The sequence below is a fragment of the Vreelandella zhuhanensis genome (assembly GCF_009793355.1).
GTDB classification, from domain to species: Bacteria; Pseudomonadota; Gammaproteobacteria; order Pseudomonadales; family Halomonadaceae; genus Vreelandella; species Vreelandella zhuhanensis.
The window spans coordinates 349,228-365,692 of the sequence record NZ_WTKP01000003.1 but is presented as its reverse complement, the minus strand read 5'-3'; the positions used below and the strand labels follow the sequence as shown (position 1 = coordinate 365,692).

The following is a 16,465-nucleotide window of genomic DNA, read 5'->3' as shown; positions in this document are numbered from 1 at the left end:
TTTATCCGTATAATTCGCCCACGAGTCGAGCGGGAATAGCTCAGTGGTAGAGCATCGCCTTGCCAAGGCGAGGGTCGGGAGTTCGAATCTCCTTTCCCGCTCCATTGACTCTTGAAGGCTGGATGGCAGAGTGGTTATGCAGCGGACTGCAACTCCGTGTACGCCGGTTCGATTCCGACTCCAGCCTCCATCACATTTCGAAGCAGTGCCTATCCTTGTGCAATGCTTGGCAGTATCCAGACCGCCCGGATGGCGAAATCGGTAGACGCAAGAGACTTAAAATCTCTCGGGGGCAACCCCGTGCCGGTTCAAGTCCGGCTCCGGGCACCAAATACTCTGTCAGAATCTCTCCTTTCGATTTTCTTTCTTTAGCTGCCTCAGCTTTCGGCACCGCCCTCCTTTACTAATCTCGACGCTCATGCCGTTGTTGATTGGGCAATTGCCTGGTAAGCCACCCATACGGGCAGCATCGCTAAACACTGACTTTCACGTTATGATTCGACCCCTCCAACCACTGGGGTTGGAGCGGCCGCTCGTGTTCAAGATTGCCTAGGCCAGGCTCTGTCTGAAAGGAGATTCGGCCATGACCCCGCCTCAACCCGACGTATTGATTATCGGTGGTGGTGTTGCCGGCTTAACCTTGGCATTGGAAATTGCCGATAGCCGTCCGGTAACCCTGGTGCGCCCCGCTCAGGATGATCAAGGTGCAAGCCGCTGGGCCCAGGGAGGCATTGCGGCAGTACTTTCGCCGGATGACGATCTAGACGCCCACATCAATGACACCCTGGTGGCAGGTGATGGTCTGTGCGACCCACAGGCCGTACGCTTCACGGTGGAAAACGGCCCCGCTGCTATCCAGTGGCTGATTGATACCGGGGTGGCGTTTACTCCCGACCCCGACCCCAAGGCGCGCTACCCCTATCATCTGACGCGCGAAGGCGGGCATGGTGCCAGGCGCATTATTCATGCGGATGATGCCACTGGCCGTGCCGTGGTCGATACCTTGTTGCACAAGGTGGCTCAGCATCCGCATATTACCCAACGCAGCGACCTGGCGGTTATCGGCCTGCTACGCGATACAGCCGGCCACTGTCGTGGTGCTTACTGCCTGGATGACAATGCGCAGCCTCACACCCTGGTTGCCGATGACACCGTGCTAGCCACCGGGGGGGCCAGCGGGCTTTATCTGCACACCACCACGCCTGCACCGGCCAGCGGCGAGGGCATGTTCATGGCTGCCGAGCTCGGTGCAACCTTGATGAATCTGGAATTTCAGCAGTTTCATCCCACTTGCCTTTATGACCCCGAAGGCCCGGCCTTCTTGATCAGTGAAGCAGTGAGAGGTGAAGGGGGTCGATTGCTCAATGAACATGGGCACCGATTCATGCTTGATATTGACCCAAGGGGTGAGCTGGCTCCTCGCGATATCGTGGCACGAACCATCGATGCCGAGATCCAACACGGCACGCAAGGTCACGTCTGGCTGGATATTCGCCATCTCGGTGAAACGGCCATTCGTCACCACTTCCCCACTATTCTGGCCCACTGTTTATCGCGCAGGATCGATATTACTCAACAACCGATACCCGTGGTACCGGCGGCACATTACAGCTGCGGCGGGATTGCCACCGACCTGCAGGGAGCAAGCAATGTACCGCGGCTATATGCCATCGGCGAAGTCGCCTGCACTGGCCTGCACGGCGCCAATCGCATGGCCAGCAATTCTTTGCTTGAGTGCCTGGTATTTGCCCGGAGCTGTGCCCAGGAACTGCGTGCGCCTAAATCACGCCCTAGCGCCGCTTTAGCGCCGTTTACGCTACCCCAAGACTCAAATAGCAACGGCAACGAAGAGATTCCCCAGATTCGCCAGCTTATGCGCCAGACCATGAGTCAATATGTTGCCATCGTTCGCAATGATCAAGGGCTCGACACAGCTGCAGCCCAGCTGAAAGCGCTTCAACAGAGACTGGGGGAAATAGCCCCAAACACAGAGAACAAAGCTGCTCACCAACAGCTGCGCCAAGCGATACAATTAGCGCGGTTGACAGTGACATGTGCAAGAGAGCGCCGCGAATCACGCGGGCTCCACTACAACCTTGATTGGCCTGATCTCGCTGAGAGGGCATCTCCCTCTTTCATCACACTCGATGAGCTCGACTAGCCGCTCAGGGATAACGCAACCATCTGCGCAGAGCGCGGCTCTGCTCGGCAGAGGCGCTGTCCGGCCAAAGCCATATTCGGCGCCCTGCCACACGCAAGCCTATCAGCCAAGGACCCAAATAATCGCATTGCACTGAGCAATCCGACCCCAGCGCCTCTTGATTGGCATCCCACTGAGCCCGGCAAGCCGGGAAGGCGCCGGATATCGTCAAGGTACCCCGTGCCTGATGGCGCGCCTCCATGACAATACCCAGCGCACTGAGAAGCACCGCTATCCCGCCAACAAGCACTCCCGCCATCCAGCCGACCATGACCACAAGCCACAGGGCCAGTATGAGCTGAAGGGCTATCGCCAGCCTAGAGGGTGCGATATGCAGAATTATCGGTGGTTTCGGCATGTTCAACGATCATTTGTACGATACGTCGCCGCTCCGGCTCCTGCGGCCATTCGCGGCGCATTAACCACATGAACAGATCCTGATCTTCTTCTTCGATTAACGCTTCATAGGCCAGCTGGTCTTCTTTATCGAGTTGGACGAAACGTTGCTCAAGAAAGGGGATCAACAGCAAATCCAGCTCCCACATGCCACGACGAGAATGCCAATAGAGCCGCTTACGTAGTATGGCGTCCGAGGACGTGTCTTCGCTCAATGTCAGCCTCTGCAATAGGAGAAATGAACCGCTAGTATACCTTAGAGGAATAGGCGCGCCAGCCTCACTGCAGGCGCTGAAGACAATCTAGCCTAGTACCTTGTTTTATCTAAATTGTTTTATCCAGGATTGCACAGTATGCTGAGAAGAGTGCCATGAGGTCGGACGTCCGCCACGGCCTTCAACGTTCGCATGGAGCCAACCGATGACCAAGTCAGAATTGATTGAACAAATCGCAATGCATCAGCCCGAATTATCCGTCAAGGAAGTGGAAACAGCGGTGCGCCTGATACTTGATGACATCACCGATGCCCTAGCCACTGGCGGGCGCGTGGAAATCCGCGGATTCGGCAGTTTTTCTCTGCATTATCGAGAACCGCGTACAGGGCGCAATCCCAAAACAGGCGACCCAGTGGAACTGGAGGGCAAATACGTGCCTCACTTCAAGCCTGGCAAGGAGCTACGAGAACAAGTGGATGCCAGTCGCGCCCTGGGTTACTGAGATGACTGCTTACTCCGCCCTACTTACTCCGCCCTACGCGAAATTAACCGACCTTATGCGGATGACGTCGCGTGTCGACTCATTCACAATAGCTGCACTGAACAAGTCACTGACTAGGAAACTCTCATGCGTTGGATAAAAGGGCTGTTTCTGGCCGTTATTCTGCTAGTGGTAATATTGACAGGCATCTTGTTTGCCGTTAACAACCAACAAACCATTGGCCTGAACCTGATATGGGTGGAGCTACCGCCAGTGTCATTATCCGTATGGCTGCTGGCTGCTCTTGCCGTGGGTGTCGTGCTAGGCATGATGGCTATGCTCGGCGTCTATGTGCGCTTGAGAGCGCTGCTCGCCCGAGCTGAACGGCAAAATAAACAACAACGCAAAGAATTGGATAGCCTGCGCACTCAGGAGCTCAAGGAACTGGCGTAAATGTTCGATATCGTGCTGCTGGCCGTTTTGTTGGCAGCCATTGCCATTGGCTATGGGCTGGGCCGGTATCGTGCATATCGCAACATTTCGCGTACCCAGCCCCCTTCCAGAACGCCTTCACGTGATTATTTTGTCGGGCTGAATCACTTGCTCAATGAGCAACCCGACCAGGCTATTACCACTTTCATCAACGTACTCGAAGTCAACAGCGATACGATTGATACCCACATTGCCTTGGGCAAGCTGTTTCGCTCACGCGGCGAAGCAGACAAGGCTGTCAGCATTCATCAGAACCTGCTCGCCCGTCCGGCGCTCAGCTCACATCAGAACGAGGAAGTGCAGCTTGAGCTGGCGCGTGACTTCATGGCACTAGGCTTGTATGACCGCGCCGAGCGTTTACTCAGTTCTCTGCTCGATACCACTCGCATCGATGCACACCAAGAAGCCGCCAAGCAGTTACTGGTCAATCTGCTTGAGCGTGAAGGGGAATGGCAAGCGGCGCTCGATGTCACTTTGCCGACGCTGAAGCATCACCCCGAAATGCGTCGCCCTGCTGCACACTGGTTATGCGAACTCGCCCAGGACGACATTCAGCAAGCCAGCCGCGCTCTGGCCAAACGCCATTTGCGCAAAGCCCTGCAACTGGATGAAGCCTGTGTGCGTGCCACGCTGATATTGGCTGAACTAGCCATGGAAAATGGGCATTACTTTCACGCCATCAAGCAACTGGCTCGTATCCCCGCTCAGGACAAGGATCATATCCCCACCCTACTACCCCTGCTCAAGCGCGCTTACAAGCTCAACAACGATGAGACCGGCCTGAGGCAACACTTGGAGCAGCTGCTTAGCGAGACGCCATACACCAGTGTAATTATCTTGCTTGGCGACGTGATTCATCAACATGAAGGAGTAGACAAAGCCATTGAGATGGTCGGCAATCAATTGAGTCGAGCCCCCAGCTTGGGAGGCATTGATTACTTGATGGATTTATATATGGAAAGCCAACGCCTGGATGGAAGGCCAGCTCCCGACTCACGCCTGGTACTGCTCAAACGCCACACTCACGCCCTGCTCGAAAACCGTCCTCGCCACCGCTGTCAGCGCTGCGGGTTCGCTGGTGACGTCTTACACTGGCAATGCCCTGCCTGCCGACGTTGGGGCACCACCAAACCGATCACCGGGGTCGAAGGAGAATAAGCTAGCTAGACACCGACAACTCGGCTTGAATAGCAGCCAATGCCTCCATGGGATCTTTCGCCTGCGTTACTGGCCTGCCGATCACTAGATGCGTGCTCCCCGCCGCCATTGCCTGTTTTGGCATCATGATACGTTGCTGATCATCGGTTGCAGAAAAACTTGGCCGGATGCCCGGCGTTACCTTCAAGAAGTCTTCTCCACAGACGTTTTTCAGTCGACCGGCTTCTTGGGCGGAACACACTACCCCCTGCATTCCGCTTTGCTGAGCAAGTAACGCCAAGCGCTCCACATGCTCGGCAGGCGATGCCGTAATGCCCACTTCACGCAAATCCTCGGCATGCAGACTGGTCAACACCGTGACCGCGATCAAATGCGTATGCAGGTCATGCTGTGCCAACCGCTCGCGTGCCGCCTCCATCATCCTTCGCCCACCCCCGGCATGCAAATTGACCATCCACACGCCCTGCTCCGCGGCCGCCTGCACGGCACTCGCCACGGTATTAGGAATATCATGAAATTTGAGATCCAGAAACACCTCGAAGCCTCGCCCATGAAGCGCTTCGATCACGCTCGGCCCGCTACGCGTGAACAACTCCTTGCCTACCTTGACTCGACAATGCCGAGGATCCAGCTGATCGGCCATGCACAGTGCAGCATCCAGCGAAGGGTAGTCCAACGCAATAATCAGAGGGGATTCAGTCGTCACGATGAGAGCTCCAATAATAATTTTCTGAAGTATACCAGTCTATCGGCACCTCACCAGCCATTGAGTTTTCCTGGCATGTAAGCATTTTCTTTCTTTATTAAAGGTAAATGGCTTACATGAAAAAGCGGCTTTTTCCGACAGTAATTTTTACGCAGGTGAGTATGTTGGTAATGACCACACAAAGTGCGTGGTCATCTCGCCTAGCTAACGCAACTCAGAATACAGCGGTCGGGCATTGCGGTAGCGGCAGCTGTTTCTATATCGCTATTTTTATAAGCTTTTCTACATAAGAAGGAATAATCATGAAAGGATCATTCAAGGGATTTTTTGCTGCGCTCTTGCTTGGATTGGGCTTGAGCATTGGTACATCGTTGTTTGCTCAAGAGGTTGCTCCGATTAACGTCAACACTGCTGATGCAGAACTTCTCGCCGAACTACCGGGCATCGGTCCCAGCCGTGCCGCCGCTATCATCGAAGAGCGCACAAGCAATGGCGATTTCACAGACGCCCAAGCACTGACAAGAGTTAGCGGCATTGGCCCGGCCACGGTTGAAAACATGCAAGAGCAGCTAACGTTCTAACAGCCTAGAAAAAGCCCAGCATCAAAGATGTTGGGCTTGGCACTTGTACCGATACTTAACGCCTTTAGATTACAAATAAGTCCACAAACTTGTTGACAGGCGTTTTCTCAAGACGCGATTGATCTTTACACAGTTCGAAAATCTCATGAGTGCGACCCTGCGGAAAGCGCGTCGCCAAGTTACGCCTGAACTTGTCCTCCAACACTGTGATACCTTCAGGACGTCGCCGCCGATGACCGATGGGGTATTCAACGGCGACCTTATCCGTAGAAGTACCGTCCTTGAAGAAGACCTGAATCGCATTGGCAATGGAGCGCTTCTGTGGGTCATGATAATCCCTGGAATAACCTTCATCCTCCACCACTTCCATCTTCTCGCGCAACTGATCGATGATCGGGTGAGCTGCGTGAAAATCATCCTCGTAATGCTCAGCCACCAAGTTGCCGAAAGCTAGCGGCACCGCAGTCATATACTGCAAGCAGTGATCACGGTCGGCCGGGTTGGCCAACTTACCCGACTTGGAAATGATGCGAATCGCCGAGTCGTGCGTGGTGAGCACGATCTTCTGGATCTCGTCCAGGCGACCCTTGATCCGTGGATGCAATGTCACGGCAGCTTCACAAGCCGTCTGGGAATGAAACTCTGCAGGGAAGGAGATCTTGAACAGAATGTGCTCCATCACATAACTGCCAAAGTCGCGCTGGAAACTGAACTTGCGTTCGCTTTCGGGTTTCAGCGCCAGATCCTTGTTGGTGTGGCTGAACAATACGTCGTAGAAGCCCCACTGCGGTGCTGTGAGTGCGCCCGGAACACCCATTTCGCCACGCATGGCAATATCCGCCAGGCGTACCCCTCGAGAAGTGGCATCGCCGGCCGCCCAGCTCTTGCGTGAGCCGGCGTTTGGCGCATGGCGATAGGTGCGCAGGCTCTGGCCATCGACGAAGGCATGGGAAAGAGCGGAAAGCAGCTGCTCGCGGCTAGCACCCATCATCCTGGCAGTTACGGCGGTGGTCGCTACCTTCACCAGTACCACATGATCGAGACCTACACGGTTGAAGGAATTATCCAGCGCCAACACGCCCTGAATCTCATGGGCCATGATCATGGCTTCGAGCACATCGCGCACGGTCAGTGGATTACCACCTTCAGCCAGGCGTTTTTGCGAAAGGTGGTCAGCCACCGCCAGTATTCCCCCCAAGTTATCGGAAGGATGCCCCCACTCCGCCGCCAGCCAGGTGTCATTATAATCCAGCCAGCGAATGATCGCGCCAATGTCCCAGGCTGCCTTGACCGGATCAAGGCGGAAGGAAGTACCCGGCACGCGGGCGCCATGCGGCACTATCGTGCCTTCCACAAGCGGCCCCAGGTGCTTGGTACATTCCGGAAAACGCAGCGCCAGCAAGCCACAGCCCAAGGTATCCATCAAACAGTTTCGGGCGGTATCCCAGGCTTCGCTGCTTTCGATTTTATAACTGAGAACATAGTCGGCAATTTTTTGCAGTTCGTCATCGTAATCCGGACGAACATTGGCTTCGACAGTCGCGCTCATTCGCTTCGCTCCTGTTGGTGTTTTCGATCGAGCATACGCTTTTGATCGAGAGTATAAGTTCAGCGTAGCACAGCTTAAAAGGCATCACCGGGCACGCGAACCCAGCCTTCCATCAGCACTCGAGCGCTACGGCTCATGATGGCCTTGTCTACCTGCCACTGGCCGTCGACCAGGCTTGCTTCGGCGCCTACCTGCAGGGTGCCGGATGGATGACCGAAAGTGACCGCCTTGCGTTTTCCGCCGCCAGCCGCCAGGTTGACCAGAGTGCCCTCGATGGCCGCAGCAGTGCCGATGGCCACGGCTGCCGTGCCCATCATGGCGTGATGAAGCTTGCCCATGGACAGCGCCCGCACCGTCAGGTCCATGTCATTGGTAGACAACTGTTTGCCACTCGAAGTTACATAGTCGAGGGGCGGGGCGACGAAAGCCACCTTGGGGGTGTGCTGACGGTTGGCGGCCTCAGCAATAGCCGGGACAAGTCCCATGCGCAGCGCCCCGTGGGCCCGTATCGTCTCGAAGATGGCAAGTGCCTTGGGATCGCTGTTGATCGCTTCCTGCAACTCGGCACCGGTGTAGCCGATATCCCAGGCATTGACGAAGATGGTCGGGATGCCGGCATTGAGCATCGTCGCCGTAAGCGTACCCACGCCGGGCACCTCCAGCTCATCCACGACGTTGCCGGTGGGGAAGATGGCGCCTTCGCCATCCGCCGGCTCCATGAAAGCGACCGGCACCTCGGCGGCGGGAAAGGTCACGCCGTCAAGCTCGAAATCGCCGGTTTCCTGCACCGCGCCATCGGTAATGGGCACCCGAACCAGAATGGTCTTTTCGATGTTGGCTTGCCAGACGCGCACTTCGGCCACGCCGTTCTGCGGAATGCGATCGGCGTCCACCAGACCGTTGCTGATGGCGAAGGGACCCACCGCCGCCGAGAGGTTGCCGCAATTTCCGCTCCAGTCGACGAATGGCTTGTCGATGGAGACTTGGCCGAACATGTAATCCACGTCGTGATCGGGCTGAGTGCTTTTGGACAGGATCACCATCTTGCTGGTGCTGGAGGTCGCCCCACCCATGCCGTCGATCTGCTTTTGGTAGGGGTCGGGGCTGCCGATGACGCGCAGAAGCAGTGCGTCCCGAGCGGGCCCCGGCTTCTGGACGGCCTCGGGAAGGTCCTGAAGACGAAAGAAAACACCCTTGCTGGTACCGCCGCGCATGTAGGTAGCGGGAATCTTGATCTGAGGCTTATGTACCATGAATCATGTCCTTTTATCGAGCTCGACCCGGGCCTTCCGGCGCCGGGTCGAGGTTAGACGTTATACAAAAAGTGCCTGTGCTCGGCCATGCGGCCCGGCAATCAGGCGGTCGCGCCTTCCGTAGACTCGAGGAAGTCCTTGGCAAAGCGCTGCAACACGCCGCCCGCGGCATAGATAGACAGTTCCTCGGCGGTATCCAGGCGACAGATCACCGGTACTTCCTCGCGTTCGCCGTTGGCGCGATTGATGATCAGCGTCAGGTTGACCCGGGGTGCAGGCTCGCCGAGCACGTCGAAGGTCTCGGTACCGTCGATGGCCAGGGTCTTGCGCGTGGTACCTTCCTCGAACTGCAAGGGCAGTACGCCCATGCCCACCAGGTTGGTGCGGTGGATACGCTCGAAACCTTCGGCGACGATGGCTTCCACGCCCGCCAGGGCCACGCCCTTGGCCGCCCAGTCCCGCGATGAGCCTTGGCCGTAGTCGGCACCGGCGATCACGATCAGGGGCTGCTTGCGCGACATGTAGGTCTCGATGGCCTCCCACATGCGTACTACCTGCCCTTCCGGCTCGACGCGAGCAAGAGAGCCCTGCTTGACCTTACCGTTCTCCTGCACCATCTCGTTGAACAGTTTGGGGTTGGCAAGGGTTGCACGCTGGGCGGTCAGGTGATCGCCGCGGTGGGTGGCATAGGAATTGAAGTCCTCTTCCGGCAGGCCCATCTTGTGCAGGTACTCACCGGCGGCGCTGTTCATCTGAATGGCGTTGCTTGGTGATAGATGGTCTGTGGTGATGTTGTCCGGCAGTACCGCCAACGGGCGCATTCCGGTCAGGCCCCGGGGCCTGGCCATATTGCCTTCCCAGTAGGGCGGACGACGGATGTAGGTGCTCTGAGCACGCCAGTCATAGAGCGGGTTGATCTTGGCCCGGGCACTTTTGTCCAGATCGAACATGGGGATGTAGGTCTTGCGGAATTGCTCCGGTTTTACAGCCTGCTTGACGATGGCATCGATCTCTTCATCGGCGGGCCAGATGTCCTTCAGCGTCACCGGATTGCCGTTGTGGTCATGGCCCAGCACATCCTTTTCGATGTCGAAGCGGATGGTGCCGGCAATCGCATAGGCCACCACCAGCGGCGGCGAGGCAAGAAAGGCCTGCTTGGCATGGGGATGAATACGACCATCGAAGTTGCGGTTGCCGGAAAGCACCGCTGTGGCATAAAGATCGCGGTCGATGATCTCCTGCTGGATGGCCGGATCAAGCGCCCCGGACATGCCGTTGCAAGTGGTGCAGGCATAGGCCACCACACCGAAACCGAGATCCTCGAGCTCCGACATGAGCTCGGCTTCTTCCAGGTACATCTTCACCGTCTTGGAGCCCGGCGCCAGCGACGATTTCACCCAAGGCTTGCGGGTCAGGCCGAGCTTGTTGGCGTTGCGTGCGATCAACCCTGCCGCCACCATGTTGCGCGGGTTGGAAGTATTGGTGCAGCTGGTGATGGCGGCGATGATGACGGCCCCATCCGGCATCTTTCCCTCTTCGTTTTCCACTACGCCACTGATGCCGCGTGCAGCAAGCTCGGAAGTGGGCAATAACGCATGAGGGTTGGAAGGTCCGGCCAGGGTACGACTCACGGAAGACAAGTCGAACGTCAGTACGCGCTCGTACTCTGCATCTTTCAGGCTATCCGCCCAGAGCCCGGTTTCCTTGGCATAGGTTTCCACCAGCTTGACCTGGTCGTCTTCGCGGCCGGTGAGCTTGAGATAATCGATCGTCTGGCCGTCGATGTAGAACATCGCCGCCGTGGCGCCATATTCCGGCGTCATGTTGGAAATCGTCGCCCGGTCGCCCACGCTCAGGCTCTCCGCGCCCTCACCGTAGAACTCAAGATAAGCCCCTACCACACGCTCGCGACGCAGGAACTCGGTGATCGCCAGCACCATGTCGGTACTGGTGATGCCCGGCTTGAGCTTGCCACTGAGTTCCACACCGATGATGTCGGGCAGGCGCATCATGGAGGCGCGACCCAGCATCACACTTTCGGCCTCGAGGCCACCCACGCCCACTGAAATCACGCCTAGCGCATCGACCATTGGTGTGTGGCTGTCGGTGCCCACACAGGTGTCGGGAAAGGCCACGCCATCGCGTGCCTGGACCACCGGCGACATCTTCTCCAGATTGATCTGGTGCATGATGCCGTTGCCCGGTGGAATGACATCGACGTTCTCAAACGCCGTCTTGGTCCAGTTGATGAAGTGGAAGCGGTCGTCGTTGCGCCGATCTTCGATAGCACGATTCTTCTCGAAAGCGCCTTCCTCGAAGCCGGCATGTTCGACGGCCAGGGAGTGGTCGACGATCAGTTGGGTGGGCACTACCGGGTTGACCCGGGCGGGATCACCGCCTTGCTCGGCGATGGCATCGCGCAGGCCTGCCAAGTCTACCAGGGCCGTTTGCCCCAGGATGTCGTGGCATACCACCCGCGCCGGGTACCAGGGAAAGTCCAGGTCGCGCTTGCGCTCGATCAACTGCTTGAGCGCATCGGTCAGCATCGCCGGATCGCAGCGACGCACCAGATTTTCGGCCAGCACCCGTGAGGTGTAGGGCAATTTGGCATAAGCACCCGGCTGGATTGCCTCGACCGCCTCACGGGTGTCGAAATAATCCAGCGCCGTGCCAGGCAAAGGCTTGCGATAGTCAGTGTTCATAGCGTCAGGTCATCCCGAGTAGTGTTCGATTCGAGTCGTGCTTGAGTAAAGTAAGGCGACCGGGAAACGGCCGCCTTTATCGCCTCAAGCGGCCAGGGTGGGATCAGTCACGCTGCTCGATCGGCACCCATTCGCTTTTCTCCGGCCCGACATAATCGGCGCTGGGACGAATGATGCGGTTGTTGGCACGCTGCTCGAACACATGAGCACACCAGCCGGTGACGCGCGAGCAGACGAAGATCGGCGTGAACAGCTTGGTGGGGATGTCCATGAAGTAGTAAGCGCTGGCATGGAAGAAGTCGGCGTTGCAGAACAACTTCTTCTCGCGCCACATCACTTCCTCGACACGCTCGGAAACCGGGTAGAGCACCTGGTCACCCACATCCTCGGAGAGCTTCTTGGACCAATGTTTGATGATCTCGTTGCGCGGGTCGGACTCGCGATAGATGGCGTGACCGAAGCCCATGATCTTGTCCTTGCGCTCGAGCATGCCCATGATTTCGCGCTCGGCTTGCTCGGGAGAAGTCCAGTCTTCGATCATGTCCATGGCGGCTTCATTGGCACCGCCGTGCAAGGGACCGCGCAGCGAGCCGATGGCGCCAGTCACGCAGGAGTGCATATCGGAAAGCGTCGAGGCACAGACGCGCGCCGTGAAGGTCGAGGCGTTGAACTCATGCTCGGCATACAGAATCAGCGAGACATTCATTACGTGAGCGTGCAGCTCGGAGGCCGGCTCATCGCGTAGCAGATGCAGGAAGTGTCCGCCCACGGAATCGTCGTCGGTCTCGGTCTCGATGCGAATGCCATCGTGCGAGTAGCGATACCAGTAGCAGATAATCGAAGGCAACACGGCCAGCAAGCGGTCCGAGGCATCCTGCTGCTGCTCGAAGCTCTCTTCGGTTTCCAAATTGCCCAGCATGGAGGCGCCGGTGCGCATTACATCCATCGGATGGGCGGAGGCCGGAATCTGTTCCAATACCGTTTTCAGCGCCTGTGGCAGGCTACGCAGGCCTTTCAGCTTGGTGATATAAGCGTCCAGCTCGGCCTGATTCGGCAGCTTTCCCTTGAGCAGTAGGTAAGCGACTTCTTCAAAACGGGCTTTTTCCGCCAATACCTTGATGTCAAAGCCACGATAGGTCAGGCCGGAACCTGTCTGGCCAACGGTACATAGGGCGGTGGTACCTGCACTCTGGCCACGCAGGCCTGCGCCACTAGTCGGTTTATCTGCCATTCTGGTATCTCCTTGATAATGCACTTATCGTTGTAAGAGCGTTCGTTACAACGCTATTGTTTCAAAACCTTCTGTTTTAAAAGCTGCTTGTGTCGTCGCTGTGCGCACCGACAGTTATTCGGCATCGTTCTGGTCAGTGAACAGCGCATCAAGTTTTTGCTCAAAATCATGATAATTAAGAAAATCATAGAGTTCGTCGCGGGTCTGCATCAGCTCGATCACATCACGCTGATGGCCCTTTTCGTGGATACTCTGGTAAACCTTGAGCGCGGCCTGGTTCATGGCGCGGAAGGCGGAAAGCGGGTACAGCACCATGCGGCAACCCACGTCACCCAACTCCTGCTGACTGAATAGCGGTGTGGCGCCGAATTCGGTGATGTTGGCCAGAATCGGGGCATCAACTCGCTCGCAGAAGGCGCGATAGTCTTCAAGGGTATGCACGGCTTCGGCGAAAATGGCATCGGCACCAGCTTCGATACAGGCATTGGCACGATCGATAGCGGCATCCAGTCCGTCTTTCTGGAAGGCATCGGTACGCGCGATCAGATAGAAGTCCGGATCCATGCGCGCATCAGCGGCGGCTTTGACGCGGTCGGCCATCTCGGCCTGAGAGACAATTGCCTTGTTAGGACGATGACCGCAACGCTTCTGGGCAACCTGGTCTTCGATATGCACGGCAGCTACACCGGCGCGCTGCATTTCCTTGACGGTACGGGCGATATTGAAGGCGCCGCCCCAGCCGGTGTCGATGTCCACCAGCAACGGCAAATCCGTAGCGCCACAGATGCGATGGGCATCTTGCACCACATCGTTCATAGTGGTCATGCCCAGGTCAGGCAAGCCGAACGAGGCGTTGGCCACCCCGCCACCGGAAAGGTAAATCGCCTTATGTCCTACCCGCTCGGCCATCATCGCCGTATAGGCATTAATGGTTCCCACGATCGGTAACGGCTGATTAGCTTCGAGGGCTGCGCGAAAACGGGCACCTGGCGTCTGTTGAGTCATACAAGTCTCCTGATGATTGTCCGACGTCAACGCGACGCCTGGGTCGGCTTTTCAAGCCGATTGTTCAATTCTGATAGTCAAGTCTGTTGTTCAAGTGCTGCTGCGTAACGGTCCACTACATTGGCTCTGGAGGCGCTGACATGGCGCCGCATGAGAAATTCGGCCAATTCCGCATCACCGGCTTCTATGGCATCCACGATTCGGTGATGTTCGACAAACGCCAGTTGAGGCCGGGTGCCACTGGCACTGAACTGGGTGCGGTACAACCTGACCAGGTAGTAAAGGTCATCGCACAGCAATGTCATCAACATGTGGTTATGACTGCCCTGAACGATGCGAAAGTGAAAGTCCAGATCCCCTTCGCGCTGGTAGTAGGCTTCTCCCCGGCGCAGATCGGCTTGACGCTCATGGACCGCCAGCACCTCTCGAAGACCAGCGATTTCCTCGGCACTCATATGTTCGGCCGCCAAGCGCGCCGCCATGCTTTCCAGGGCTTCGCGAACATCGAACAATTCCAGCAGCTCTTTCATCGACAATTGCACCACTCGCGCACCGACATGCGGCACGCGCTGGATCAGTCGATGAGCTTCGAGCCGCCGCATGGCTTCACGTAGCGGCCCCCGGGAAATACCATACGACTTGGAAAGGCCCGGCTCGGTGATCTTGCTGCCGGGCGCAAGCTCGCCGCGCACAATGGCATCCTGCAATTGATGAAATACGCGCTCAGCCAAGGTACGCACTTCGGGATGGAGCGTTTCGGTGCTGGTCGTATCCTGGTTTTCTAAGCCGGAATCAAATAGCGTCATGGAAAATTGTCGACAATTGAGTAATGAAAAGACTTTAGCTTTCTGTAACGATGGCGTCAATAAGCCATAGGGGGCGATGTCATACATCTTTCGTTGTATTTTAACGAGCTCTTAACCGCCTGACTGTCAACAATCAGTGTGATTTTAAGCTTCTAAGCATTGCGTGAAAAAGTCATCATATTCACTTGCTGGCCTCATCGATTCATCGCGCCTAGAATGTGTCGCCTCTAATCGGCCAGGCATTTTGCTTTATGACAACGCCATTAATGATCACTGCCCTGCCTTATTCTTCCAGCCCCCTGGCGTTGTTTGCGCGGTTGCGTCAACGTCCCGGCGCGATCCTGCTGGATAGCGGCCGTCCCGTTGCCACGTCGGGGCGTTACGACATCATGAGCAGCGACCCCCTAGCGTTGATGGAAGTGACGCAGCAAGGCCGGCTGCATTGCACACCGCCTTTATTGGAAGAATACGGCGCCGACCTTGATGTTTTTCAGGCCCAGCAGCAACTACTGGAGCAGCTCCCCCCTATCACGCTCGAAAGCGACTTGCCTTTCCTAGGCGGTTTACTCGGCTATTGGAGCTATGACCTGGGTCGCCGGCTACATGCCATTGACGCCACAGGCAAGGCCGTGACTCAGCTGCCGGCCTGCCGTTTGGGTCTGTATGACTGGGCGATCATCCAGGATCATCATTGCCAGCAAGCCTGGCTGGTAGCAACGGTCGAACGTGGCCGGCAGGTTCAAAGATGGCTTGCACAGCCACCCCCCGCCTCCTCCGAGTTTACCCTGCTGCAGGCGTTTACTGCAGAGTTGGACCGTCAGGCGTATGGCCAGCGCTTTCAAGCCGTTCAACGTTATATTCGCGCCGGGGATTGCTATCAGATCAACCTGGCTCAGCGCTTTCATGCCCCCTATACAGGCGATGTATGGCAAGCCTACCTGCGCCTGCGCAATGCTACCCCGACCCCTTTCTCGGGCTACATGGCGTGGGCAGACAAGGCGGTACTTTCCCTTTCTCCCGAGCGTTTTCTTCAATGCCGCCATCCTTGGGTGGAAACCCATCCAATCAAGGGCACTCGACCGCGCGGCAAGACCCCACAAGAGGATCGAACGCTGGCAAGCCAACTTTTGAATAGCGAAAAGGATCGTGCGGAAAATGTGATGATCGTGGATCTGTTACGTAATGATCTGGGACGTGTCTGTCAGCCTGGTAGCATCCGCGTCCCTCAACTGTGCAAACTCCAGAGCTATCCCAATGTTCATCATCTGGTCAGCGTGGTGCAGGGGCAATTAAGCGCTGACAGCACCCCGTTTGCCTTACTGGAAGCGGCATTCCCCGGCGGTTCGATTACCGGAGCCCCCAAGGTGCGTGCCATGCAGATCATCGACGAACTAGAGCCCAGCCAGCGCAGTATGTATTGCGGCAGCCTGGGTTATGTGGATAGGCGCGGCCACATGGATACCTCTATTGCCATTCGTAGCGTCATCGCCGATGCCGGTGAGCTGCATGTGTGGGGCGGAGGTGGGCTGGTAGCGGACTCAGTGGAGGCCGAAGAATATACCGAGACACTCGACAAGATTCGACATTTAATCGGCGCCCTTGAATAGGGCATAAAAATCGGTTTCTATAAATCAAAAAGGAATATAAAACCCTAACCAAACGGTATTGGGGAGAGGCCAAGCCCCTTTGA

15 protein-coding genes and 3 tRNA genes are annotated in these 16,465 nt (G+C 56.9%); 9 read left to right on the top strand and 9 right to left on the bottom strand.

What is annotated here, in order from left to right:
• The first annotated feature begins 29 nt into the window (after positions 1 to 29).
• From GPM19_RS06030 to nadB, 4 genes are all read left to right on the top strand, one after another.
• A tRNA-Gly gene (locus GPM19_RS06030) sits at positions 30 to 104 on the top strand.
• 12 nt (positions 105 to 116) lie between these two features.
• Positions 117 to 190 (top strand) — tRNA-Cys (locus GPM19_RS06025).
• A 53-nt stretch (positions 191 to 243) separates the two neighbouring features.
• Positions 244 to 330, top strand: a tRNA-Leu gene (locus tag GPM19_RS06020).
• Between the two features lie 253 nt (positions 331 to 583).
• The gene (gene nadB / locus GPM19_RS06015; RefSeq protein ID WP_160417962.1) at positions 584 to 2,161 is read left to right on the top strand and encodes an L-aspartate oxidase; all 1,578 of its coding nucleotides are present in this window, start codon (positions 584 to 586) and stop codon (positions 2,159 to 2,161) included.
• A gap of 4 nt (positions 2,162 to 2,165) precedes the next feature.
• Here the strand turns inward: nadB and GPM19_RS06010 are convergent, their stop codons facing one another.
• Both GPM19_RS06010 and GPM19_RS06005 read right to left on the bottom strand, forming a co-directional pair.
• Entirely contained in the window at positions 2,166 to 2,558 is a 393-nt protein-coding gene (locus GPM19_RS06010) for a protein YgfX (RefSeq protein WP_160417961.1), read from the bottom strand.
• Positions 2,518 to 2,811, bottom strand: coding sequence for an FAD assembly factor SdhE (locus GPM19_RS06005; RefSeq protein ID WP_160417960.1), 294 nt, complete (start codon positions 2,809 to 2,811; stop codon positions 2,518 to 2,520). Before GPM19_RS06005 ends, GPM19_RS06010 begins: the two co-directional genes overlap by 41 nt.
• Before the next feature lie 205 nt (positions 2,812 to 3,016).
• On the opposite strand from GPM19_RS06005, the gene GPM19_RS06000 reads away from it, so the two are divergent.
• The 3 genes from GPM19_RS06000 (at position 3,017) to lapB (ending at position 4,942) form a co-directional block, all read left to right on the top strand.
• Positions 3,017 to 3,313, top strand: coding sequence for an integration host factor subunit beta (locus tag GPM19_RS06000; RefSeq protein WP_114487332.1), 297 nt, complete (start codon positions 3,017 to 3,019; stop codon positions 3,311 to 3,313).
• A 126-nt stretch (positions 3,314 to 3,439) separates the two neighbouring features.
• On the top strand, positions 3,440 to 3,745 hold the full coding sequence (locus GPM19_RS05995) for a LapA family protein (RefSeq protein WP_160417959.1): 306 nt from the start codon (positions 3,440 to 3,442) through the stop codon (positions 3,743 to 3,745).
• Positions 3,746 to 4,942, top strand: a complete 1,197-nt coding sequence (lapB, locus tag GPM19_RS05990; protein WP_160417958.1) for a lipopolysaccharide assembly protein LapB — start codon at positions 3,746 to 3,748, stop codon at positions 4,940 to 4,942.
• Position 4,943: 1 nt separating this feature from the next.
• Here the strand turns inward: lapB and pyrF are convergent, their stop codons facing one another.
• Positions 4,944 to 5,648, bottom strand: coding sequence for an orotidine-5'-phosphate decarboxylase (gene pyrF / locus GPM19_RS05985; protein ID WP_160417957.1), 705 nt, complete (start codon positions 5,646 to 5,648; stop codon positions 4,944 to 4,946).
• Between the two features lie 302 nt (positions 5,649 to 5,950).
• On the opposite strand from pyrF, the gene GPM19_RS05980 reads away from it, so the two are divergent.
• The gene (locus GPM19_RS05980; RefSeq protein ID WP_160417956.1) at positions 5,951 to 6,229 is read left to right on the top strand and encodes a ComEA family DNA-binding protein; all 279 of its coding nucleotides are present in this window, start codon (positions 5,951 to 5,953) and stop codon (positions 6,227 to 6,229) included.
• A 64-nt stretch (positions 6,230 to 6,293) separates the two neighbouring features.
• On the opposite strand, the gene GPM19_RS05975 is transcribed toward GPM19_RS05980, so the two are convergent.
• The 6 genes from GPM19_RS05975 to GPM19_RS05950 all read right to left on the bottom strand — a co-directional run bounded on the left by GPM19_RS05975 (position 6,294) and on the right by GPM19_RS05950 (position 14,775).
• Positions 6,294 to 7,778 (bottom strand): bifunctional 2-methylcitrate dehydratase/aconitate hydratase, encoded by a 1,485-nt coding sequence (locus GPM19_RS05975; RefSeq protein WP_160417955.1) that lies wholly within the window; start codon positions 7,776 to 7,778, stop codon positions 6,294 to 6,296.
• Positions 7,779 to 7,852: 74 nt separating this feature from the next.
• A complete protein-coding gene (prpF, locus tag GPM19_RS05970) occupies positions 7,853 to 9,031 on the bottom strand; it encodes a 2-methylaconitate cis-trans isomerase PrpF (RefSeq protein ID WP_160417954.1) in 1,179 nt (392 codons plus the stop codon).
• A 101-nt stretch (positions 9,032 to 9,132) separates the two neighbouring features.
• Complete coding sequence (acnD, locus tag GPM19_RS05965) at positions 9,133 to 11,733, bottom strand: Fe/S-dependent 2-methylisocitrate dehydratase AcnD (RefSeq protein ID WP_160417953.1); 2,601 nt, start codon at positions 11,731 to 11,733, stop codon at positions 9,133 to 9,135.
• A gap of 103 nt (positions 11,734 to 11,836) precedes the next feature.
• On the bottom strand, positions 11,837 to 12,964 hold the full coding sequence (prpC, locus tag GPM19_RS05960) for a bifunctional 2-methylcitrate synthase/citrate synthase (protein ID WP_160417952.1): 1,128 nt from the start codon (positions 12,962 to 12,964) through the stop codon (positions 11,837 to 11,839).
• A gap of 114 nt (positions 12,965 to 13,078) precedes the next feature.
• A complete protein-coding gene (prpB, locus tag GPM19_RS05955; protein WP_160417951.1) occupies positions 13,079 to 13,969 on the bottom strand; it encodes a methylisocitrate lyase in 891 nt (296 codons plus the stop codon).
• Between the two features lie 77 nt (positions 13,970 to 14,046).
• Positions 14,047 to 14,775 (bottom strand): GntR family transcriptional regulator, encoded by a 729-nt coding sequence (locus GPM19_RS05950; protein ID WP_160417950.1) that lies wholly within the window; start codon positions 14,773 to 14,775, stop codon positions 14,047 to 14,049.
• 251 nt (positions 14,776 to 15,026) lie between these two features.
• On the opposite strand from GPM19_RS05950, the gene pabB reads away from it, so the two are divergent.
• A complete protein-coding gene (gene pabB / locus GPM19_RS05945; protein WP_160417949.1) occupies positions 15,027 to 16,382 on the top strand; it encodes an aminodeoxychorismate synthase component I in 1,356 nt (451 codons plus the stop codon).
• Positions 16,383 to 16,465 lie beyond the last annotated feature (83 nt).

Bases quoted from the DNA above. Each gene is read 5' to 3' on its own strand.
- nadB (WP_160417962.1), top strand. From the start codon at position 584: ATGACCCCGCCTCAACCCGACGTATTGATTATCGGTGGTGGTGTTGCC.
- GPM19_RS06010 (WP_160417961.1), bottom strand. From the start codon at position 2,558: ATGCCGAAACCACCGATAATTCTGCATATCGCACCCTCTAGGCTGGCG.
- GPM19_RS06000 (WP_114487332.1), top strand. From the start codon at position 3,017: ATGACCAAGTCAGAATTGATTGAACAAATCGCAATGCATCAGCCCGAA.
- GPM19_RS05995 (WP_160417959.1), top strand. From the start codon at position 3,440: ATGCGTTGGATAAAAGGGCTGTTTCTGGCCGTTATTCTGCTAGTGGTA.
- lapB (WP_160417958.1), top strand. From the start codon at position 3,746: ATGTTCGATATCGTGCTGCTGGCCGTTTTGTTGGCAGCCATTGCCATT.
- GPM19_RS05980 (WP_160417956.1), top strand. From the start codon at position 5,951: ATGAAAGGATCATTCAAGGGATTTTTTGCTGCGCTCTTGCTTGGATTG.
- GPM19_RS05975 (WP_160417955.1), bottom strand. From the start codon at position 7,778: ATGAGCGCGACTGTCGAAGCCAATGTTCGTCCGGATTACGATGACGAA.
- prpF (WP_160417954.1), bottom strand. From the start codon at position 9,031: ATGGTACATAAGCCTCAGATCAAGATTCCCGCTACCTACATGCGCGGC.
- acnD (WP_160417953.1), bottom strand. From the start codon at position 11,733: ATGAACACTGACTATCGCAAGCCTTTGCCTGGCACGGCGCTGGATTAT.
- prpC (WP_160417952.1), bottom strand. From the start codon at position 12,964: ATGGCAGATAAACCGACTAGTGGCGCAGGCCTGCGTGGCCAGAGTGCA.
- prpB (WP_160417951.1), bottom strand. From the start codon at position 13,969: ATGACTCAACAGACGCCAGGTGCCCGTTTTCGCGCAGCCCTCGAAGCT.
- GPM19_RS05950 (WP_160417950.1), bottom strand. From the start codon at position 14,775: ATGACGCTATTTGATTCCGGCTTAGAAAACCAGGATACGACCAGCACC.
- pabB (WP_160417949.1), top strand. From the start codon at position 15,027: ATGACAACGCCATTAATGATCACTGCCCTGCCTTATTCTTCCAGCCCC.